Source organism: Variovorax sucrosi, assembly GCF_051216635.1.
Taxonomy (GTDB): Bacteria; Pseudomonadota; Gammaproteobacteria; order Burkholderiales; family Burkholderiaceae_C; genus Variovorax.
Window position 1 is genome coordinate 520,327 of record NZ_JBPJZU010000003.1, and the last position, 17,840, is coordinate 538,166.

Here is a 17,840-nt window from a genome sequence, read left to right on the forward strand (position 1 = left end):
CATGCACAGCGCCCCGGCGGTGAGCTACCCGGTGGGGCATTCGCCCGGGGCGCAAGCGGTGCTGTCATCGATCTGGCTCGTCGGCGCGTTGGGCGCCTGCCAGGCCGCCGTCCGGCAGGGCTTCGACCTTCGGACAGGGGCGCTGCTAGCCAGCGTAGTGGCCGCCGGCCTTGCGGCGTGGCACTTCGGCCGCCATCGCCAGCGAGGGCAGCTGCGATTCGACGGCCAGCACTGGTCGTGGTCGGGGCCGCTGCCGCTGGGCGCTGCGCGCGCCGAAGTGGGACTCGACCTGCAGTTCCTGTTGCTGGTGCGGCTGACCGAACCAGGCCGTGCCCGGCCGTGGCTCTGGCTGGAGCGGCGTTCCGACCCCTCGCGCTGGCTGGACCTTCGCCGTGCGGTATATTCGCGCGCCCCGACAGCGCCACCGGCCGATGCGCCTGCGCAGGCGCCGACTCTCGGCGCGCCGCCTTCGTACCGATGACAACCTCCCCTCCGCCCGGTCCGCCCGACGCCGATTCCGCCGGCGCAGCGGAGCCGCGGCCGGGCGAAGTCGATTTCCAGCTCGTCCAACGCACCGTCGCGGGCGATCAGAAAGCCTTCGAAGTGCTGGTGATCAAGTACCAGCGCCGCATTGAGCGGCTCATCGGCCGGATGGTTCGCGATGTGGATCTGGTCGAGGACATCGCGCAGGAAACCTTCATCCGCGCCTACCGGGCGCTGCATCAATTTCGCGGTGAGGCCCAGTTCTACACCTGGCTCTACCGCATCGCGGTGAACACGGCCAAGAAGGCGCTGGTCGATATGAAGCGCGACCCCACGATCTCCGAAAGCGCCTTGCGGCCCTCTTCATCCGAAGACGATGAAACTTACCGGCCGGGAAACGAACCAATCAGCGACGAAACCCCCGAAACCGTGCTGGCGGCCAACGAGATCGCTGCGGCAGTGGAAGCTGCGATGGACGCTTTGCCTGCAGAACTGCGGCAGGCGGTCACGCTGCGCGAGATCGAGGGCATGAGTTACGAAGAGATTGCCGAGGTGATGAACTGTCCCATCGGCACGGTGCGCTCGCGCATATTCCGGGCGCGCGAAGCCATTTCGGCCCGGGTCAAACCCATGCTCGACAACCAGTCCGGCAAGCGTTGGTAAGCAGGTGAATGAGATGAAACATACCCCAGAGTCAGTGCGCGAAGAACTGTCGGCCTTGGCGGACGGCCAACTGCAGGGCGAGGCCTTCGCCCGGACGGTCGATCGCCTCTGCGCCGACAGCGAGCTGCAGGCCGCTTGGCGCACCTACCATGTGGTGGGCGAGGTGCTGCGCACCGGTCGTCCCTCGGCATGCACCGACGGCGACCAGTTCCTGGCCCGTTTCCAGGCTCGACTCGCCGCCGAACCGGCACCTCGCGTGCTGCCGGTGGTGCAACAACCGGTGCTCACGCCCCATGTCGAAGCGGCCAACGAGCCGGTCTTTCGGTGGAAGCTGGTCGCCGGTGTGGCGTCGCTCGCCGCAGCTGCGGCGATCGGTTGGAACTGGGTCGGCAACGGTGCCGGCGTGCCCGCGTCGGGCCCGCAATTGGCGCTCCAGCAAGCGCAGCCGGTGGCAGTGCCCACTGCCACCGAAGGTTCGGTGCTGGCGGCGATGCAGAATGCGCCGTCCGGCGGCGCCGGTGCGACCCGCGTGCTGGTCGGAAGCGGCAGCAACGCGCCACAGGTGATGTTGCGCGATCCGCGGCTGGACCGTCTGCTGGAGGCGCATCGTCAGGCCGCCGGTGGCGCGCAGATGCCCTCCGGCTTCTTGCGGAACGCCACCTTCGAGGGCGCCCCGCGTTGAGGCGCGCTGGGTGAAGCCTGTTTTCAGATCGATGCCACGCTGATGAACGTACGCCGCGCCTTGTTGGTGCTTTCCGCCCTCTGTCTCGCGCAGTGGGCCGTGGCGCAGACGCGAACCTCTCCGGTGCCGGCCAAGGTGTCCGGTGTCCCATCGGGTGAGCCGCAGCCGCTGAGTACGGTGGACTGGCTGCGCCGCATGCATGCGGCCTCGCGCCAGCGGACCTATGTCGGCACCTTCGTGGTCTCGGCGGCCACCGGCAACCTGTCGAGCTCGCGGATCTGGCATGTGGCCGACGGTGACGTCCTGATGGAGCGGATCGAGGCCCTGTCTGGCGCGCCGCGCTCCACCTTCCGCCGCAACGAGCATGTGATGACCTTCTTCCCCGAAGAGAAGGTCGTGAAAAGCGAGAAGCGCGAGAACCTCGACTTCTTCCCCAATCTGCCAGGCGCCCCGGATTCGGCCATTGGGGACTTCTACGACGCGCGGGCGCTCGGCAAGGGGCGGGTGGCGGGTTTCGACGCCGACGTGCTGCAGCTCGCGCCGCGCGACGGGCTGCGTTTCGGCTACCGCGTCTGGAGCGAGCGCCGCACGGGCCTGGTCGTCGCGCTGCAGACCGTCGACGGCGACGGTCGGGTGGTAGAGCAGTCGGCATTCTCCGAATTGCAGTTCGAAGCGCCGGTCAAGACGCAGGCCTTGGCCCAGATGATGGGCAACACGGCCGGCTATCGCATCGAGAAGTCGGCCCTCGAGCGCACCTCGGCGTCGGCCGAGGGCTGGGCGCTGCGCGAGCCGGTGCCGGGCTTCAAGCCCGTCAACTGCTACCGACGCGCAATCGACGGAGAATCCAAGGCCGAGCGCACGATGCAGTGGACCTTCTCCGATGGCCTTGCCTCCGTGTCGCTTTTCGTCGAGCCCTACGAACCGCAACGTCAGCCGCGCGAGGCGCTGATGGCACTGGGCGCCACTTACACGCTCACGCGTCGCCTGAGCGACAAAGGCGGAGACTGGTGGCTGACGGTGGTGGGCGAAGTGCCGCCGCAGACGCTGCAGGCCTTCGCCCAGGGGCTGATGCGCACACGCTGACGGTGTGGCTTCAGCAGAGGGCGCCGATGCCGGCGGAGGCGATGAACCAAACCACCGGGGCGGATTCATAGCTCGATGTTCGTTCGCAGTCTGTCCATGGAAAGAGATTTGAAAATGACGTTTCAAGCCGAGGGGAAGAAACTCCAGTCCTACGTTTTCGCCTGTGCGCTCGCGTTGTCTGTGGCTGGCAGTGCGCTGCCGATGGCAGCGGCGCAAGCGCAGGCCCGGGCATTGCCGGACTTCACCGACCTGGTCGATCAGGTGGGCCCGTCGGTCGTCAACATTCGGACCGTGGAGAAGGTCGCGCAGCGCGGCGGCAACGGCGAGATGGACGAGGAAATGCAGGAGTTCTTCCGCCGCTTCTTCGGCCAGCCGCTGCCGGGCCAACCACCGCGCCAGACGCCTCGGCCGAACCGGCCGCAGGAGCCGCAGGAGGAAAGCCGGCCGCGCGGTGTCGGCTCGGGCTTCATCCTGAGCACGGATGGCTTCGTGATGACCAATGCGCATGTGGTCGAGGATGCCTCCGAGGTGCTGGTCACACTGCCCGACAAGCGCGAGTTCAAGGCCAAGATCGTTGGGGCCGACAAGCGCACCGACGTGGCCGTGGTCAAGATCGACGCTACCGGCCTGCCGGCGTTGAAGATGGGCGACGTGTCGAAGCTGCGTGTGGGCGAGTGGGTGATGGCGATCGGCTCGCCCTTCGGCCTCGAGAACACCGTCACCGCGGGCATCGTGAGTGCCAAGCAGCGCGACACGGGTGACTACCTGCCCTTCATCCAAACCGATGTTGCCATCAATCCCGGCAACTCCGGCGGGCCGCTGATCAACATGCGCGGCGAGGTGGTCGGCATCAACAGCCAGATCTACTCACGCTCCGGCGGCTTCATGGGCATCTCCTTCTCGATCCCGATCGACGAGGCCATTCGCGTGAGCGAGCAACTGCGAAGCTCTGGTCGGGTGTCACGCGGACGGATCGGCGTCAGCATCGACCAGGTGACGAAGGACGTGGCCGAATCGATCGGCCTGGGCAAGCCTCAGGGCGCCCTGGTGCGCAGCGTCGAGGCTGGCTCGCCAGGTGAAAAAGCCGGCGTCGAGGCAGGCGACATCATCACCAAGTTCGATGGCAAGGCGATCGAACGGCCGAGCGACCTGCCTCGGCTGGTCGGCAACACCAAGCCCGGTACCAAGAGCACGCTCACCGTCTTCCGCCGCGGCAGCGCGCGCGACCTGACAGTCACTGTGGCCGAGATCGAGCCGGACAAGCCGGCCCGCACGGCGGCCGAGCGGGAGGAGCCGGCCCCGAAGCCGAGCGCATCTGCGGCCGCCAAGTCACTGGGTCTGGCGGTGAGCGATCTCACCGAGGCGCAGAAAAAAGAACTGAAGCTGCGTGGCGGCGTGAAGATCGATGCCGCTACCGAGAACGCGTCGCGTGCGGGGCTCAAGGAGGGCGATGTCATCCTGGCCGTCGGCAACATCGAGGTCGCCAACCTGCGTGAGTTCGACGCCGCCGTGGGCAAGGCAGACAAGTCCAAGCCCGTGAGCGTGCTGTTCCGGCGCGGCGAATGGGCACAGTACACGCTGATCCGGCCCGCTCGCTGATCCTGGCGGCGCGGTCAAGTGGCCCCACCCGGCAGTCGGGTTTGGGGCCTTTTTTTGGGATCGCGCCAACGTTTTTGCGAGCCCGAGCGAAGTTTTTTGCCCACCGCGATCAGCACTTTAAGTTAGTGAATGCAAACTTTTCTAATGGACTTATGACGCCTTTCAGTAGAATGCGTGGCGTGGGCGGCAGTCGTGGTGCATAAAGGACCAAGACCGCTCCACCATGCGGTATGCCAGATAACAGTCCACCGTCGCTCCACAGATCGCCCACAAGTTGTCCCATCGGTCATCCACCGACTTTGTTGATAAGTTGTTCATAACTTTCTTGTTGTTGACCTGCAACGAGCCCTCCCGACCCGGCGCCGACATGTACGCGTTCCCCTTTTTGCCTACAATGAAGTTCCAACTACTGCAGTTGCCATTGCTTGTTGGTTCAGGGCGCGTCTCTTTCGGACGCGCCCTTTTTTCTTGCCTGACGCGTTCTGCGTACGTGGCAATTCAAGTACTTAAGCGTTCCCGTTGATGAATCACATCAGAAATTTTTCGATCATCGCGCACATCGACCACGGCAAGTCGACGCTCGCAGACCGATTGATCCAGCGTTGCGGCGGCCTCGAAGAGCGCCAGATGGAAGCGCAGGTGCTCGACTCGATGGACATCGAAAAAGAGCGTGGGATAACCATCAAGGCGCAGACCGCTGCGCTGCACTACAAGGCGCGCGACGGACAGGTCTACAACCTCAATCTGATCGACACACCGGGCCACGTCGACTTCTCGTACGAAGTGAGTCGCTCGCTGTCCGCGTGTGAAGGCGCGCTGCTGGTCGTCGATGCATCGCAAGGCGTGGAAGCACAGACCGTCGCCAACTGCTACACCGCGCTCGACCTCGGCGTCGAGGTGATCCCGGTGCTCAACAAGATGGATCTGCCGAACGCCGATCCCGACAACGCGCGCACCGAGATCGAAGACGTGATCGGCATCGATGCGACGGATGCCATCCCCTGCTCCGCGAAGACGGGCATGGGCATCGACGAGATTCTTGAAGCGGTGGTCGCGAAGGTCCCGCCACCCCGCGGCAATCCCGACGGTGCGCTGCGCGCGATGATCGTCGACAGCTGGTTCGACGCGTACGTCGGCGTGGTGATGCTGGTGCGCGTGGTCGACGGCCGGCTCGGCAAGGGCGAGCGCATCAAGATGATGGCCTCGGGCGCGATGTACAACGCCGACAGCCTGGGCGTCTTCACGCCGGCCAACGAGCCGCGTGAATCGCTCGAGGCCGGCGAGGTGGGCTACATCATTGCGGGCATCAAGGAGTTGCAGGCGGCGAAGGTCGGCGACACCGTCACGCTGATCAAGACCGGTACCGGCGGTGCGGCCGCCACGGCAACGGAGGCGCTGCCGGGCTTCAAGGAAATCCAGCCGCAGGTGTTCGCAGGGCTCTACCCCACCGAGGCGAGCGAGTACGAGTCGCTGCGCGACGCGCTCGAAAAACTGAAGCTCAACGATTCGTCGCTGCGCTACGAGCCCGAAGTGAGCCAGGCGCTTGGCTTCGGCTTCCGCTGCGGCTTCCTGGGCCTGCTGCACATGGAGATCGTGCAGGAGCGGCTCGAGCGCGAGTTCGACCAAGACTTGATCACCACTGCGCCGAGCGTGGTCTACCAGGTGGTGCGCAACGACGGCGAAGTCATCATGGTCGAGAACCCGTCCAAGATGCCCGACGTCGGCCGGATGAGCGAAATTCGCGAGCCGATCGTCACGGTGCATCTCTACATGCCGCAGGAATACGTCGGTGCCGTCATGACGCTGGCCAACCAGAAGCGCGGCGTGCAGATGAACATGGCCTACCACGGGCGTCAGGTCATGCTGACCTACGAGATGCCGCTCGGCGAGATCGTCCTGGACTTCTTCGACAAGCTCAAGTCGCAGAGCCGCGGCTACGCGTCGATGGATTACGAATTCAAAGAATATCGCGCGTCGGACGTGGTCAAGGTCGACATCCTGCTCAACGGCGACCGGGTCGATGCGCTGTCGATCATCGTGCACCGCAGCCAGAGCCAATACCGCGGCCGGGCGGTCGTCTCGAAGATGCGCGAGATCATTTCGCGCCAGATGTACGACGTGGCGATCCAGGCAGCCATCGGCGTCACCATCATCGCGCGTGAGACAATCAAGGCGCTGCGCAAGAACGTGCTCGCCAAGTGCTACGGCGGCGACATCTCCCGCAAGAAGAAGCTGCTCGAGAAGCAGAAGGCGGGCAAGAAACGCATGAAGCAGATCGGCTCGGTCGAGGTTCCGCAAGAGGCCTTCCTCGCAATCCTGCAGGTCGAAGACTAGAGAATGAACCCCCCCCGTAGCGCCTGCGGCGCCTCCCCTTCGAGGGGGCGATACCGGCGGCCCGGCGAGGCCGGTTCCGCGGTATCTCTGGCATCGGTTTGCGCCGGTCGCTAGCGCGGCGTACCCACAAGAAGACGAAGATGGCATTCCTTACCTCTCTTATCCTCGCCGCGTTCGCCGGCTATGTCGGCGCCTGGTACTTCGGCGCGGTTGAAGGCAACTTCGCCTTGCTGCTGTTCCTGGCGACCGTGGTCACCGGCCTCTACTGGGTGGCCGAGCGCTTCTATTTCCTGCCGCGGCGCCGACGCGCAGCGGCGACGCTGGAGACCTCGCTGGCCCAGCGCCGCGAGGACCTGGCGCGCCAGGGCATCACCCAGGTCGACACCGTCGATGTGAAGGCCCGCGAGCGGCTGCTGATGCAGCCCTGGTGGCTGGACTGGACGGCCGGGCTGTTCCCGGTGATCGTGGTGGTCTTCCTGCTGCGCTCCTTTTTGTTCGAGCCCTTCAAGATTCCTTCGGGATCGATGATGCCGACGCTGCTCACCGGCGACCTGATCCTGGTGAACAAGTTCACCTATGGCCTGCGGCTGCCGGTGCTCAACACCAAGATCACCGACGGCCGGACACCGGCGCGGGGCGACGTGATGGTGTTCCGCTATCCGCCCAAGCCCAGCCTCGACTACATCAAGCGCGTGGTCGGCCTGCCCGGCGACGAGGTGGCCTACCTGAACAAGAAGCTGACGATCAACGGGCACCCGGTCAACAAGGACGCCATTCCCGACTACTTCGACGAGGAGACGATGCGCTACCTCAAGCAGTACACCGAGAACCTGGGCGACAAGACCCACAAGCTGCTCAACGACGACAGCCGCCGAGCCGGCATCTCGGAGGTGGAGGTCATGGCCTTCCCGAACCAGGTAAATTGTCGTTACAGTGTCGAAGGCGTGGTCTGCAAGGTGCCCGCGGGTCACTATTTCATGATGGGCGACAACCGCGACAACTCGCTGGATTCGCGCTACTGGGGCTTCGTGCCGGACCAGAACATCGTGGGGCGTGCGTTCTTCGTCTGGATGAACTTCGGCAATCTCGGACGCATCGGTTCGTTCCAATAAAAATCAATCCATCGAGGGGTATGCAATGGCACTGAGGGCACAGCGGTCGGTCTCGGCATCGAGGCAGCGCGGTATTTCGTTCATCGGCCTGCTGTTCGTCGCCATCGTGCTGGCGTGCGTCGGCGTGGTGGTGGCGCAGGTGATCCCGACGCTGATCGAATACCAGGCGATCCAGAAGGCGGCCACGAAGGCGGCCGAAGGCAGCACCGTGCCTGAAGTTCGCACTATCTTCGACCGCGCCCAGGCCATCGACGACTTCAAGTCGGTCAGCGGCAAGGATCTCGACGTGCAGAAGGTCGGCGACAAGGTGGTCGTCGGCTTCGCGTACGACCGCGAGATCCATCTCTTCGGCCCGGCCTACCTGGTACTCAAGTACAAGGGCCAGGGCCAATCCCGCTGACCGTGACGGAGGGCGCTCTTGCTGCGCTGCAGGCCCGCCTTCGGCATACCTTCGCCGACGCGCGGCTGCTCCAGCTCGCGCTGACGCACCGCAGCTTCTCGGCCGATCACAACGAGCGGCTCGAATTCCTCGGCGACTCCGTCCTGAATCTCGCGGTTTCGCACCTGCTGTACGTGCGGCTGTCCGAATTGCCCGAGGGCGATTTGTCGCGCGTGCGGGCCAACCTGGTCAAGCAGGACACCCTGCACCAACTCGCGGTCAAGCTCGCGCTGTCGCCGCTGTTGCGGCTGGGTGAGGGCGAAGCCCGTTCCGGCGGCCAGAACCGACCCTCCATCCTGGCCGACGCGCTGGAAGCGCTGATCGGCGCTGTCTATCTCGATGCCGGCTACGCCGCCGCGCAGGCGATGGTGCACCAGCTCTACGAGGCGGTCGAGATCACACCGCGCATGGACGCGGCCGCCAAGGACCCCAAGACCGAATTGCAGGAATGGCTGCAGGGGCACAAAATGAAGCTGCCCGTCTACCGCGTGGTCGGCACGCTCGGCGCAGCCCACAAACAGACCTTCGATGTCGAATGCGAGGTGCCCGAGATGGGGCTGACCGAGCGCGGCATCGGTGGCTCGCGCCGCGCTGGCGAGCAGGCCGCTGCGGCGGCAATGATGATCAAGCTCAAGGCGCGCGGTACGAAAGCAACATGACCACCACCCACGACGCCCCTGAGGCTCCCGAAGAAGACATCGCCCCTGCGGCGCCCGAGGCTACTGCGCAGGGGCCGCAGCACTGCGGCCTGATCGCCATCGTCGGCAAGCCGAACGTCGGCAAGTCGACGCTGCTCAATGCGCTGGTCGGCCAGAAGATCAGCATCACCTCCCGCAAGGCGCAGACCACGCGCCACCGCATCACCGGCATGCGCACCCTGGGTCCGACGCAGTTCGTCTTCGTCGACACGCCCGGCTTCCAGACGCTGCATGCCAACGCACTCAACAAGTCGCTCAACAAGACGGTGCAGGGTGCGGTCGGCGACGTCGACCTGATCCTGTTCGTGGTCGAGGCCGGCAGCTTCACCCCCGCCGACGAGCGGGTGCTCAAGTTGCTGGGCAAGGGCATCCCGACCGTGCTGCTGGCCAACAAGCTCGACAACGTACACCGCCGCGGCGACATCGCGCCCTGGTTGCAGACCATGCAGGCCAAGCACGCCTTCGCCGAGTTCGTGCCGATGTCGGCCAAGAACGCCAAGGACGTGGAGCGCCTGTTCGGCATCTGCGCCAAGTACCTGCCCGAACAGCCCTGGTTCTATGCGGAGGACGAACTCACCGACCGCAGCGAGAAATTCCTGGCCGGCGAGCTGGTGCGCGAGAAGCTGTTCCGCCTGACCGGCGACGAGTTGCCCTACACCTCGACCGTGATCATCGACAAGTTCGAGGAAGAGCCGCCGCAGAAGAAGGGCCAGAAGCGCCTGCTGCGCATCGCCGCCACCATCGTGGTCGAGCGCGACGGCCATAAGGCGATGGTGATCGGCGACAAGGGCGAGCGCATCAAGCGCATCGGCATGGAAACCCGCGTCGAGCTGGAGAAGCTGGCCGACGCCAAGGTGTTCCTCGAGCTGTGGGTCAAGGTGCGGTCCGGGTGGGCCGACGACGAGGCGCGCGTCCGCAGCTTCGGCTACGAATAGCCCGCAGGTGGCCACCCACCGCGTCTCCCACGAACCGGCCTACGTGCTGCACCGCTACGACTGGAGCGAGTCGAGCGTCATTCTGGAAGCCTTCACCCGCCACCATGGGCGCATCGCGCTGGTGGCCAAGGGCGCCAAGCGGCCGAGTTCCAACTTCCGCCCGGTGCTGCTGCCGTTGCAGCCGCTGCAACTCAACTACGGCGGCGACGCCGAGATCCGCACCCTGAAGGCCGCCGAGTGGATGGGCGGCCATGTGATGCCGACCGGCGAATCGCTGCTGTCGGGCTACTACGTCAACGAGTTGCTGCTGCGCCTGCTGGCCCGCGACGATGCGCACGAAGCGCTGTTCGACGCCTACGCCGGCGTGGTCGAGGTGCTGGCCGGTGAGCATGCCGGCGCGCAGGCGGCGACCCAGGCCGCCGCGATCCGCGCTTTCGAGTTGCTGCTGCTGCGCGAGGTCGGGCTGCTGCCGGTGCTCGATGCGGTGACGCTGACGCTCACGCCGCTTTCCGAATCCACGCGCTACACGCTGCTGCCCGAAGCCGGCCTTCGCGCGGCGACCGACGACGAGACGGCGCTGGCGGGTGCCGATTGGCAGGCGCTGCAGCGCGCGCTGGACGACCGTGCCCCGTTCACCGCCACGCTGCGCTGCGTCGCCACCTTGAGTGCCGGCAGCAACGGCGCCTTGCGCACCCAGCTGCGCATCCTGCTGAACTACCATTGCGGCGTCTCCACCCTGCGGACCCGTCAGATGATGCGGGACCTGCAAGCCCTCTGATGTCCATGACCACGCCTTCCTCGTCCACCGCCCTGTCGGTCAACCTCAACAAGGTTGCGCTGGTGCGCAACACGCGCCAGCTCGGTATTCCGAGCGTGCTGGTGGCGGCGACCGCCTGCCTCGAAGCCGGCGCCACGGGGATCACGGTGCATCCGCGGCCCGACGCTCGCCACATCCGCGCACAGGACGTACACGAGCTGTCGGCGCTGCTCGCGCGCGACTGGCCGGGCGTGGAGTTCAACATCGAGGGCAACCCCTTCCACAACCTGATGGATTTCGTGCGCCAGTGTCGGCCGCACCAGGCCACCTTCGTGCCCGACAGCGAAAGCCAGTCGACCAGCGACCACGGCTGGACCTTTCCCGACGATGCCGAGCGGCTGCGCCCGCTGATCGCCGAGGCGAAGGCGCTCGGCGTGCGGGTCAGCCTGTTCATGGATCCGCTGCCGGCGATGATGGCCGCGGTGAAAGCCGTCGGCGCCGACCGCGTCGAGCTCTACACCGAAGGCTACGCCGCCTCGCGCGGCACGCCGCAGGCGGACACCGTGCTGGCTGCCTATGCCGACACGGCGCGTGCGGCGCAGGCCGTCGGCCTGGAGGTCAATGCCGGCCACGACTTGAGCCAGGAGAACCTCGCCGACTTCCTGCGCGCGGTGCCCGGCGTGAAGGAGGTGTCGATCGGCCACGCCTTCGTGGCCGACGCGCTGGAACTGGGCTACGCCGCGACCACGCGCGCCTACCTGCGCTGCATCGACGACGCACCGCCTGCGTCGCGCACCGCGTGATCTACGGCATCGGCACCGACATCTGCGACGTCCGCCGCGTCGCCGCCACCTTCGAGCGCCAGGGTGAGCGCTTCGCGCGCAAGGTGCTGAGCGACGGTGAATTCGCCGTCTGGCAGGCGCGCAGCGCCCGCTGGCCCAAGCGTGGCCTGAGCTACCTCGCCACCCGTTTTTCTGCCAAGGAAGCCTTCAGCAAGGCGGTCGGCATGGGCATGCGCATGCCGATGAGCTGGCGCCTGTGCGAGATCGCCAACGAGCGCAGCGGCAAGCCGGTGATCGTGCTGCACGGCGCGCTCAAGGAATGGTTCGAGGCGCGCGGGCTCACGGCCCACGTCACCGTCACCGACGAAACCGATTACGCGGCAAGCTTCGTGGTCGTCGAACAGAACACGCCTCCCACCGCATGAGTGCTCCCGTCACGCAACGCCCGCTCGTCATCGACGTCGCCGGCATCGAACTCACGACCGACGACCGCCGCCGCCTTGCCCACCCGCAGGTCGGCGGCGTGATCCATTTCGCCCGCAACTGGCAGAGCCGTGCGCAGATGCAGGCCCTCAATGCCGAGATCAAGGCGATCCGGCCCGACCTTCTGATCTGCGTCGACCACGAGGGCGGGCGGGTGCAGCGCTTTCGCACCGACGGCTTCACCCGGCTGCCATCGATGCGCACGCTGGGCGCGCTGTGGATGGACGACGCGATGCGCGCCGTGCAGGCCGCCACGGCGGCCGGCTTCGTGCTGGCGAGCGAGCTGCGCGCCGTCGGCGTCGATTTCAGCTTCGCGCCGGTGCTCGACCTGGACCATGGCGAGAGTTCGGTGATCGGCGACCGCAGCTTCCACCGCGACCCGCGCGTCGCCGCGCTGCTGGCCAAGAGCCTGATGCACGGCTTGCTGCAAGCGGGCATGGCCAATTGCGGCAAGCACTTTCCGGGGCACGGCTTCGTCAAGGCCGATTCGCATGTCGCCATTCCGGTCGACCGGCGCAGCCTGAAGGCAATCCTGGCGGACGATGCGCGGCCCTTCGAATGGCTCACCGGCACGCTGGCGGCCGTCATGCCGGCGCATGTGATCTACCCCAAGGTCGATGCGCGGCCGGCGGGCTTCTCGTCGAAGTGGCTGCAGGACATCCTGCGCAGCCGGTTGGGCTTCGACGGCGCAATCTTCAGTGACGACCTCAGCATGGAAGCCGGCCGCTACATCGACGGCCGGCTGCTCAGCTACACCGATGCGGCGCTGGCAGCGCTCGACGCTGGCTGCGACCTGGCGATGCTCTGCAACCAGAGCGTCGGCGACGGCGCGCCGCTCGATGAACTGCTCGACGGTTTCAGAGCCGTTGCCAAGGCCGGACGCTGGCAGCCCGACGCGGCGGGCGAGGCGCGGCGACGGACGCTGCTGCCGCAGTCACCGGCACTGGCATGGGACGCGCTGGTCGTGTCGCCGGCCTATCGCCGGGCGCTGTCTCAGTTGCCGGCCTGACGCGCCGCCGCTTCGGTCGCGGCTTCCACGTCCCACAGCCGTGGCCCGCCGGCCTCGAGGTGTGTCAGATACAGCCGCAGGTCGAACTCGCGCTGGTGGTAGTCCGCCTCCATGTGCGTGCACAGCGCGTAGAAAGCCTTGTCATGCTCGCGCTCCTTCATGTGGGCGAGCTCGTGCACGACGATCATCCGCAGCCATTCGAGTGGCACGGCCTTGAACAGGCTGGCCACGCGGATTTCGCGCTTGGCCTTCAGCTTGCTGCCCTGCACGCGCGAGACGGTGGTGTGCGTGCCCAGCGCGTGGCGGATGACGTGCAGCTTGCTGTCGAACATCACCTTCGACAGCGGATCGGCGTTGCGCAGGAACTCGGACTTGAGCGCCATCACGTAGTCGTAGAGCGCGCGGTCGGTCCGCACCGCATGCGCCGCCGGGTAGCGCTTCCGCAGCATCGGCCCGAGGCCCTGCTCGGCCATCAGCGCGCGCACCTGCGCCTGCAGGGCAGGCGGGTAGTGCGCGATGTACTTCACACCGTCCGCGCGTCGCGGGCCGCGTAGGCGAGGCCGGCCGCGACGCCGCCGAACAGGTCGCCCTCGACCAGCTTCACGCCGGCAAAGCCGCGTCGCAGCGCCTGCTGGAAGGGCCGCAGCGCGGACGATCCGCCCGTCAGGTAGATCGCATCGAGGTCGTGGCTGCGCAGGCCGGCGCGCCGTACGCACTCGTGCGCGCTGGCGACCACCTTGCCGAGCGATTCGGCGAGTTGCTGCGCCATGTCGTCCGGGGTCATCGCGGCGCCAAGGCCGTGCTCGACAAAGGAAAGGTCGATGGTCACGGCCGCATCGCTGACCGAGCCGTCGATCTTGGCCTGCTCGACCTCGCTCGCGATGCGGTGGCCGTAACGTTCTTCCAGCACCGTCATGAGCCGGTCGTGCAGCTTCGTGTCGGCATAGCTGGTGCGCAGTTCCTGCGCCTGGCGCACGGCCTTGGGCGCGTACAGCCAGTTGATCAGGTGCCAGGACGAGAGCTCGAAGAAGACCTTGCTCGGCACTTCGCGGCCGCGCGCGTCGTGGTGGCGAAAGCCCAGCTGCGGCATCACGCGCTCGAGGTTCAGGCGTTGGTCGAAGTCGGTGCCGCCGATGTGCACGCCGCTGGTGGCCAGCACATCGCCGCTGCGGTCGGCCTGCGCGGCGCGCTCCGGCCCGAGGCGCACCACCGTGAAGTCGGACGTGCCGCCGCCGATGTCGACGATGAGAATCAGCGATTCCTTCGTGACGCGCTGTTCGTAGTCGAAGGCCGCGGCGATCGGCTCGAACTGGAAGCCGATGTCGCGAAAGCCCGCCGCGCGTGCGGCGTCGCGCAGGCTGTCTTCTGCCTGCCGATCGCGCTTGGCGTCGTCGTCGACGAAGTGCACCGGCCGGCCGATGACCACGCGCTGCGGTCGATGGCCCAACGTCTGCTCGGCGCGCGTGCCCAGCTCGTGCAGGAAGCGCGCGACGATGTCCTGGAAGCTCACCAGGCCGTCGTACACCGCCGTGGTCTCCTGCATCAGCGAACTGCCGAGCAGGCTCTTGAGCGAGCGCATCAGCCGACCTTCGACGCCCGCCAGGTACATGGCGACGGCGTCACGGCCGAAGTGCGTGCGGCGGTCTTCGGCGTTGTAGAAGAGGGCGGTCGGCATGGTCGTGGCCGCGCCCTCGAGCGGCAGCGCCTGGGCGATGCCGCCATCGACCGCCCAGGCGATCGCCGAATTGGAGGTGCCGAAATCGATGCCGATGCCGGCGTTCGACGTGCTCAAGATTCGCGACGCAGGGCGGGGAACAGGATCACGTCGCGAATGCTCGGCGAGTCGGTCAGCAGCATCATGAAGCGGTCGATGCCGATGCCGCAGCCACCGGTGGGCGGCATGCCGTACTCCAGCGCGCGCACGAAGTCGTGGTCGTAGAACATCGCTTCGTCGTCGCCCGAGTCCTTGGCCGCCACCTGCGCGTTGAAGCGCGCGGCCTGGTCCTCGGCGTCGTTCAGCTCACTGAAGCCGTTGCCGAACTCTCGGCCCGTGATGTAGAGCTCGAAACGCTCGGTGACCTCCGGCCGGTCGTCGTTGGCGCGCGCCAGCGGCGAGATCTCGGTCGGGTGTTCCATGATGAAGGTCGGCTGCCACAGCTTCTCTTCGACCGTCTCCTCGAAGTACATCACCTGCAGGCTGGCCAGGCTGCGCTGCGACAGCTTGTTCTTCTCTTCGCTGAGCCCGACCTTGCGCAAGGCGTTGATGAGCCAGGCGGTGTCGTCCACATTCGCGCCGGCCTCGGTGTGCTTGAGGATCGCCTCGCGGATCGTCAGCCGCTCGAAGGGCTGGCTCAGGTCGACGGCCTTGCCACCGTACGTGAGCTGCTCGCTGCCGACCGTCTTCTTTGCGATCGTGCGGATGATCATCTCGGTGAAGTCCATCAGGTCCTGGTAGTTCCAGTAGGCCGCGTAGAACTCCATCATCGTGAACTCGGGGTTGTGCCGCACCGAGATGCCTTCGTTGCGGTAGCTCCGGTTGATCTCGAACACGCGCTCGAAGCCGCCGACGATCAGGCGCTTGAGGTACAGCTCGGGCGCGATGCGCAGGAACATCTCCTGGTCGAGCGCGTTGTGGTGCGTCTTGAAGGGCTTGGCGTTGGCACCGCCGGGAATCGGGTGCAGCATCGGCGTCTCGACCTCGATGAAGTCGTTGGCCACCATGAATTCGCGCAGCGCGCTCACGGCCTTGCTGCGCGCCTTGAAGCGTTCACGCGCGGTCTCGTCGGTGATCAGGTCGACGTAGCGCTGTCGGTACTTCTGCTCCTGGTCGGCCATGCCGTGGAACTTGTCGGGCAGCGGGCGCAGGCTCTTGGTGAGCAGCCGCAGCTTGCTCACCTTGACCGACAGCTCGCCGGTCTTGGTCTTCATCAGCGTGCCTTCGGCGCCGAGGATGTCGCCCAGGTCGTAATGCTTGAAGGCCGCGTAGGCCTCTTCGCCGAGCGCGTCGCGCGTGACGTAGAGCTGGATGCGGCCGGTGGCGTCCTGCAGCGTCGCGAAACTGGCCTTGCCCATCACCCGCTTGAGCATCATGCGGCCGGCCACGCTGACCGTGACCGCCTGCGCCTCGAGCGGCTCGGCCTCGGTGCCGCCATGCGCCGTGACCAATGCCGCGGCACGGTGTGCGGGCTTGAAGTCGTTCGGGAAGGCGACCTCCTTGCCGCCGGCCTGCGCCGCACGCAGCGCCTTGAGTTTCTCGCGACGCTCCGCCATCAGCTGGTTGTCGTCGATCGCGGGCGCGGGGGAGGTCGTGGGTTCGGTCATGGGAAGGAGGCTGGATGGCACGAGCGGTGCCGCGCAAAACCCGCCATTTTAGCCCGCCGCCTCTCTGCGCCGTGCCGTGCCCCGGCCCGATGGCTCAGCCGGAAATGCCGTTGCGCGCCAGCAGATCGCTCACCAGTTCGAGCCGCATCAACGGGCTGTCGAGTTCCATCAGGCGCTGCTTCAGTTCCGTCTGCATCGGCAGCAATTCGCACCAGCGGTTCGCGACCCAGCCGCAGTCGTCGAAGCGGTAGGGCTCGGCGATCGGCAGGCGCAGCGCTTCCTGCTGTTCGGTCCGCCGGCGCTCCTCCAGCGTGTCGACCAGCCGGCGCAGCGCATCCGCCGCATGCTGGAGGTCGTCGGGAACGGGAAGCGCCAGGTCGTCGGCCAGGGCCTCGACCTCGGCGGTCCAGAGGCCATACTTCTGCAGCTCGCTGCTGCGCACCCGAAAGCGCTGAGTGCCGATGCATTCGATCTGCATCAGCCCGGATTGTGGCGTCTCGAAACTGCGGATCGTGGCCAGGGTGCCGATGGCGGCGAAGCGCTCGGCATCGGCACCGGCCACGCGCACTTCGTCGCCCTGGGTCAGGCTCACCACGCCGAAGGGCAGGCCGTGCTTGTGGCAGCGGCCGATCAGGTCGAGGTAGCGGACCTCGAAGATGCGCAGCGGCAGGAAGCCGTCCGGGAACAGCACCGACCCGAGGGGAAACAGCGCCAGCGGCGAGGGGATCGGAGGGGGCGTCTGCATGGTGGCGACTGGCAGTGTTTCTTTGGCCATCCACCCTAGCAGATCGAGGCCGGTGCAGAAAACCCTTGGGGCCTCGCGCCCGGTCGACGCGGGTGGCGGGCGCCTGACTATCATCGCCTTCCGTTCACGCCCACTGCGCCATGCTCTACCAGATCCCTTCTTTTCTGCTCGACGTCATCGTCGGCCTCCTGGGCGGCGCTTGCCTGCTTCGGCTCTACATGCAGTACCACCGCGTGCCTTTCGGCAACCCGCTGGGCCGCTTCATCTTCGCCGTGTCCGACTGGATCGTGATGCCGCTGCGGCGCATCGTGCCGGCGCTCAAGCGCTGGGACCTGGCCAGCCTGATTGCGGCGTGGCTGCTGGTGATGGTGAAGTTCCTGCTGCTGTGGCTCTTGATCGGCAACTTCAGCCGCATGGCCATCCTGCCGCTGGTGTCGCTCGTCGGCCTGGCCCAACTGGCCGTGTCGGGGCTGACGGCCCTGCTGGTGGTCTATGCGGTGCTGTCGTGGGTGCCGGGCGCGTCGTCGGTGCTGCTCGACCTGGTGTCGCGCCTGGCCGAACCCATCGTGCGGCCGCTGCGCCGCGTCATTCCGCTGGTCGGCGGCGTCGATCTGTCGCCGCTGGCCGCCATCGTGCTGCTGCAGGTCGTCGCGATCGCGCTGGGCAGCCTGATGGGGGCGGTTTGGGGGCTGGGCCGCTGAAGGGGCCCGCCGGC

At 66.6% G+C, this 17,840-nt stretch carries 19 protein-coding genes; 15 read left to right on the forward strand and 4 right to left on the reverse strand.

Annotation, left to right across the window (positions count from 1 at the left end):
• Position 1 precedes the first annotated feature (1 nt).
• The 14 genes from ACSFBE_RS08545 to nagZ all read left to right on the forward strand — a co-directional run bounded on the left by ACSFBE_RS08545 (position 2) and on the right by nagZ (position 13,059).
• A complete protein-coding gene (locus ACSFBE_RS08545; protein WP_435489945.1) occupies positions 2-481 on the forward strand; it encodes a hypothetical protein in 480 nt (159 codons plus the stop codon).
• The gene (gene rpoE / locus ACSFBE_RS08550) at positions 478-1,146 is read left to right on the forward strand and encodes an RNA polymerase sigma factor RpoE (protein ID WP_435489946.1); all 669 of its coding nucleotides are present in this window, start codon (positions 478-480) and stop codon (positions 1,144-1,146) included. Before ACSFBE_RS08545 ends, rpoE begins: the two co-directional genes overlap by 4 nt.
• A 13-nt stretch (positions 1,147-1,159) precedes the next feature.
• A complete protein-coding gene (locus ACSFBE_RS08555) occupies positions 1,160-1,828 on the forward strand; it encodes a sigma-E factor negative regulatory protein (protein ID WP_435489947.1) in 669 nt (222 codons plus the stop codon).
• A 42-nt stretch (positions 1,829-1,870) separates the two neighbouring features.
• Positions 1,871-2,911: a MucB/RseB C-terminal domain-containing protein gene (locus tag ACSFBE_RS08560; protein ID WP_435489948.1), complete on the forward strand. Its 1,041-nt coding sequence runs from the start codon at positions 1,871-1,873 to the stop codon at positions 2,909-2,911.
• A gap of 114 nt (positions 2,912-3,025) precedes the next feature.
• Positions 3,026-4,510 (forward strand): DegQ family serine endoprotease, encoded by a 1,485-nt coding sequence (locus ACSFBE_RS08565; protein WP_435489949.1) that lies wholly within the window; start codon positions 3,026-3,028, stop codon positions 4,508-4,510.
• 522 nt (positions 4,511-5,032) lie between these two features.
• Complete coding sequence (gene lepA / locus ACSFBE_RS08570) at positions 5,033-6,844, forward strand: translation elongation factor 4 (RefSeq protein WP_435489950.1); 1,812 nt, start codon at positions 5,033-5,035, stop codon at positions 6,842-6,844.
• Between the two features lie 140 nt (positions 6,845-6,984).
• Complete coding sequence (lepB, locus tag ACSFBE_RS08575; RefSeq protein ID WP_435489951.1) at positions 6,985-7,956, forward strand: signal peptidase I; 972 nt, start codon at positions 6,985-6,987, stop codon at positions 7,954-7,956.
• 25 nt (positions 7,957-7,981) lie between these two features.
• On the forward strand, positions 7,982-8,356 hold the full coding sequence (locus ACSFBE_RS08580; RefSeq protein ID WP_435489952.1) for a DUF4845 domain-containing protein: 375 nt from the start codon (positions 7,982-7,984) through the stop codon (positions 8,354-8,356).
• A gap of 2 nt (positions 8,357-8,358) precedes the next feature.
• Positions 8,359-9,054 carry a ribonuclease III gene (rnc, locus tag ACSFBE_RS08585; protein ID WP_435489953.1) on the forward strand — a complete coding sequence of 232 codons (696 nt, stop codon included), beginning with the start codon at positions 8,359-8,361 and terminating at the stop codon, positions 9,052-9,054.
• A complete protein-coding gene (era, locus tag ACSFBE_RS08590) occupies positions 9,051-10,028 on the forward strand; it encodes a GTPase Era (RefSeq protein ID WP_435489954.1) in 978 nt (325 codons plus the stop codon). The genes rnc and era overlap by 4 nt, the downstream gene beginning before the upstream one ends.
• 7 nt (positions 10,029-10,035) lie before the next feature.
• On the forward strand, positions 10,036-10,806 hold the full coding sequence (gene recO / locus ACSFBE_RS08595; protein WP_435489955.1) for a DNA repair protein RecO: 771 nt from the start codon (positions 10,036-10,038) through the stop codon (positions 10,804-10,806).
• Positions 10,807-10,811: 5 nt separating this feature from the next.
• On the forward strand, positions 10,812-11,588 hold the full coding sequence (locus ACSFBE_RS08600; RefSeq protein WP_435489956.1) for a pyridoxine 5'-phosphate synthase: 777 nt from the start codon (positions 10,812-10,814) through the stop codon (positions 11,586-11,588).
• On the forward strand, positions 11,585-11,992 hold the full coding sequence (gene acpS / locus ACSFBE_RS08605) for a holo-ACP synthase (protein WP_435489957.1): 408 nt from the start codon (positions 11,585-11,587) through the stop codon (positions 11,990-11,992). Before ACSFBE_RS08600 ends, acpS begins: the two co-directional genes overlap by 4 nt.
• Complete coding sequence (gene nagZ, locus ACSFBE_RS08610; RefSeq protein WP_435489958.1) at positions 11,989-13,059, forward strand: beta-N-acetylhexosaminidase; 1,071 nt, start codon at positions 11,989-11,991, stop codon at positions 13,057-13,059. Before acpS ends, nagZ begins: the two co-directional genes overlap by 4 nt.
• Here the strand turns inward: nagZ and ACSFBE_RS08615 are convergent.
• From ACSFBE_RS08615 to ACSFBE_RS08630, 4 genes are all read right to left on the reverse strand, one after another.
• Entirely contained in the window at positions 13,044-13,586 is a 543-nt protein-coding gene (locus ACSFBE_RS08615; protein ID WP_435489959.1) for a YgjP-like metallopeptidase domain-containing protein, read from the reverse strand. The genes nagZ and ACSFBE_RS08615 overlap by 16 nt on opposite strands.
• A complete protein-coding gene (locus ACSFBE_RS08620) occupies positions 13,583-14,854 on the reverse strand; it encodes an Hsp70 family protein (RefSeq protein ID WP_435490009.1) in 1,272 nt (423 codons plus the stop codon). Before ACSFBE_RS08620 ends, ACSFBE_RS08615 begins: the two co-directional genes overlap by 4 nt.
• Complete coding sequence (gene lysS / locus ACSFBE_RS08625; protein ID WP_435489960.1) at positions 14,848-16,380, reverse strand: lysine--tRNA ligase; 1,533 nt, start codon at positions 16,378-16,380, stop codon at positions 14,848-14,850. The genes ACSFBE_RS08620 and lysS overlap by 7 nt, the downstream gene beginning before the upstream one ends.
• Before the next feature lie 94 nt (positions 16,381-16,474).
• Positions 16,475-17,125 (reverse strand): LON peptidase substrate-binding domain-containing protein, encoded by a 651-nt coding sequence (locus tag ACSFBE_RS08630; RefSeq protein ID WP_435489961.1) that lies wholly within the window; start codon positions 17,123-17,125, stop codon positions 16,475-16,477.
• 140 nt (positions 17,126-17,265) lie between these two features.
• Between ACSFBE_RS08630 and ACSFBE_RS08635 the strand changes: the two genes are divergently transcribed.
• A complete protein-coding gene (locus ACSFBE_RS08635) occupies positions 17,266-17,826 on the forward strand; it encodes a YggT family protein (RefSeq protein ID WP_435489962.1) in 561 nt (186 codons plus the stop codon).
• Positions 17,827-17,840 lie beyond the last annotated feature (14 nt).

Coding starts and splice junctions, on each gene's coding strand:
- ACSFBE_RS08555 (WP_435489947.1), top strand. CDS start 1,160: ATGAAACATACCCCAGAGTCAGTGCGCGAAGAACTGTCGGCCTTGGCG.
- ACSFBE_RS08630 (WP_435489961.1), bottom strand. CDS start 17,125: ATGCAGACGCCCCCTCCGATCCCCTCGCCGCTGGCGCTGTTTCCCCTC.
- nagZ (WP_435489958.1), top strand. CDS start 11,989: ATGAGTGCTCCCGTCACGCAACGCCCGCTCGTCATCGACGTCGCCGGC.
- lysS (WP_435489960.1), bottom strand. CDS start 16,380: ATGACCGAACCCACGACCTCCCCCGCGCCCGCGATCGACGACAACCAG.
- ACSFBE_RS08565 (WP_435489949.1), top strand. CDS start 3,026: ATGACGTTTCAAGCCGAGGGGAAGAAACTCCAGTCCTACGTTTTCGCC.
- ACSFBE_RS08580 (WP_435489952.1), top strand. CDS start 7,982: ATGGCACTGAGGGCACAGCGGTCGGTCTCGGCATCGAGGCAGCGCGGT.
- rpoE (WP_435489946.1), top strand. CDS start 478: ATGACAACCTCCCCTCCGCCCGGTCCGCCCGACGCCGATTCCGCCGGC.
- lepA (WP_435489950.1), top strand. CDS start 5,033: ATGAATCACATCAGAAATTTTTCGATCATCGCGCACATCGACCACGGC.
- ACSFBE_RS08545 (WP_435489945.1), top strand. CDS start 2: ATGCACAGCGCCCCGGCGGTGAGCTACCCGGTGGGGCATTCGCCCGGG.
- ACSFBE_RS08560 (WP_435489948.1), top strand. CDS start 1,871: ATGAACGTACGCCGCGCCTTGTTGGTGCTTTCCGCCCTCTGTCTCGCG.
- ACSFBE_RS08600 (WP_435489956.1), top strand. CDS start 10,812: ATGACCACGCCTTCCTCGTCCACCGCCCTGTCGGTCAACCTCAACAAG.
- lepB (WP_435489951.1), top strand. CDS start 6,985: ATGGCATTCCTTACCTCTCTTATCCTCGCCGCGTTCGCCGGCTATGTC.
- ACSFBE_RS08635 (WP_435489962.1), top strand. CDS start 17,266: ATGCTCTACCAGATCCCTTCTTTTCTGCTCGACGTCATCGTCGGCCTC.
- era (WP_435489954.1), top strand. CDS start 9,051: ATGACCACCACCCACGACGCCCCTGAGGCTCCCGAAGAAGACATCGCC.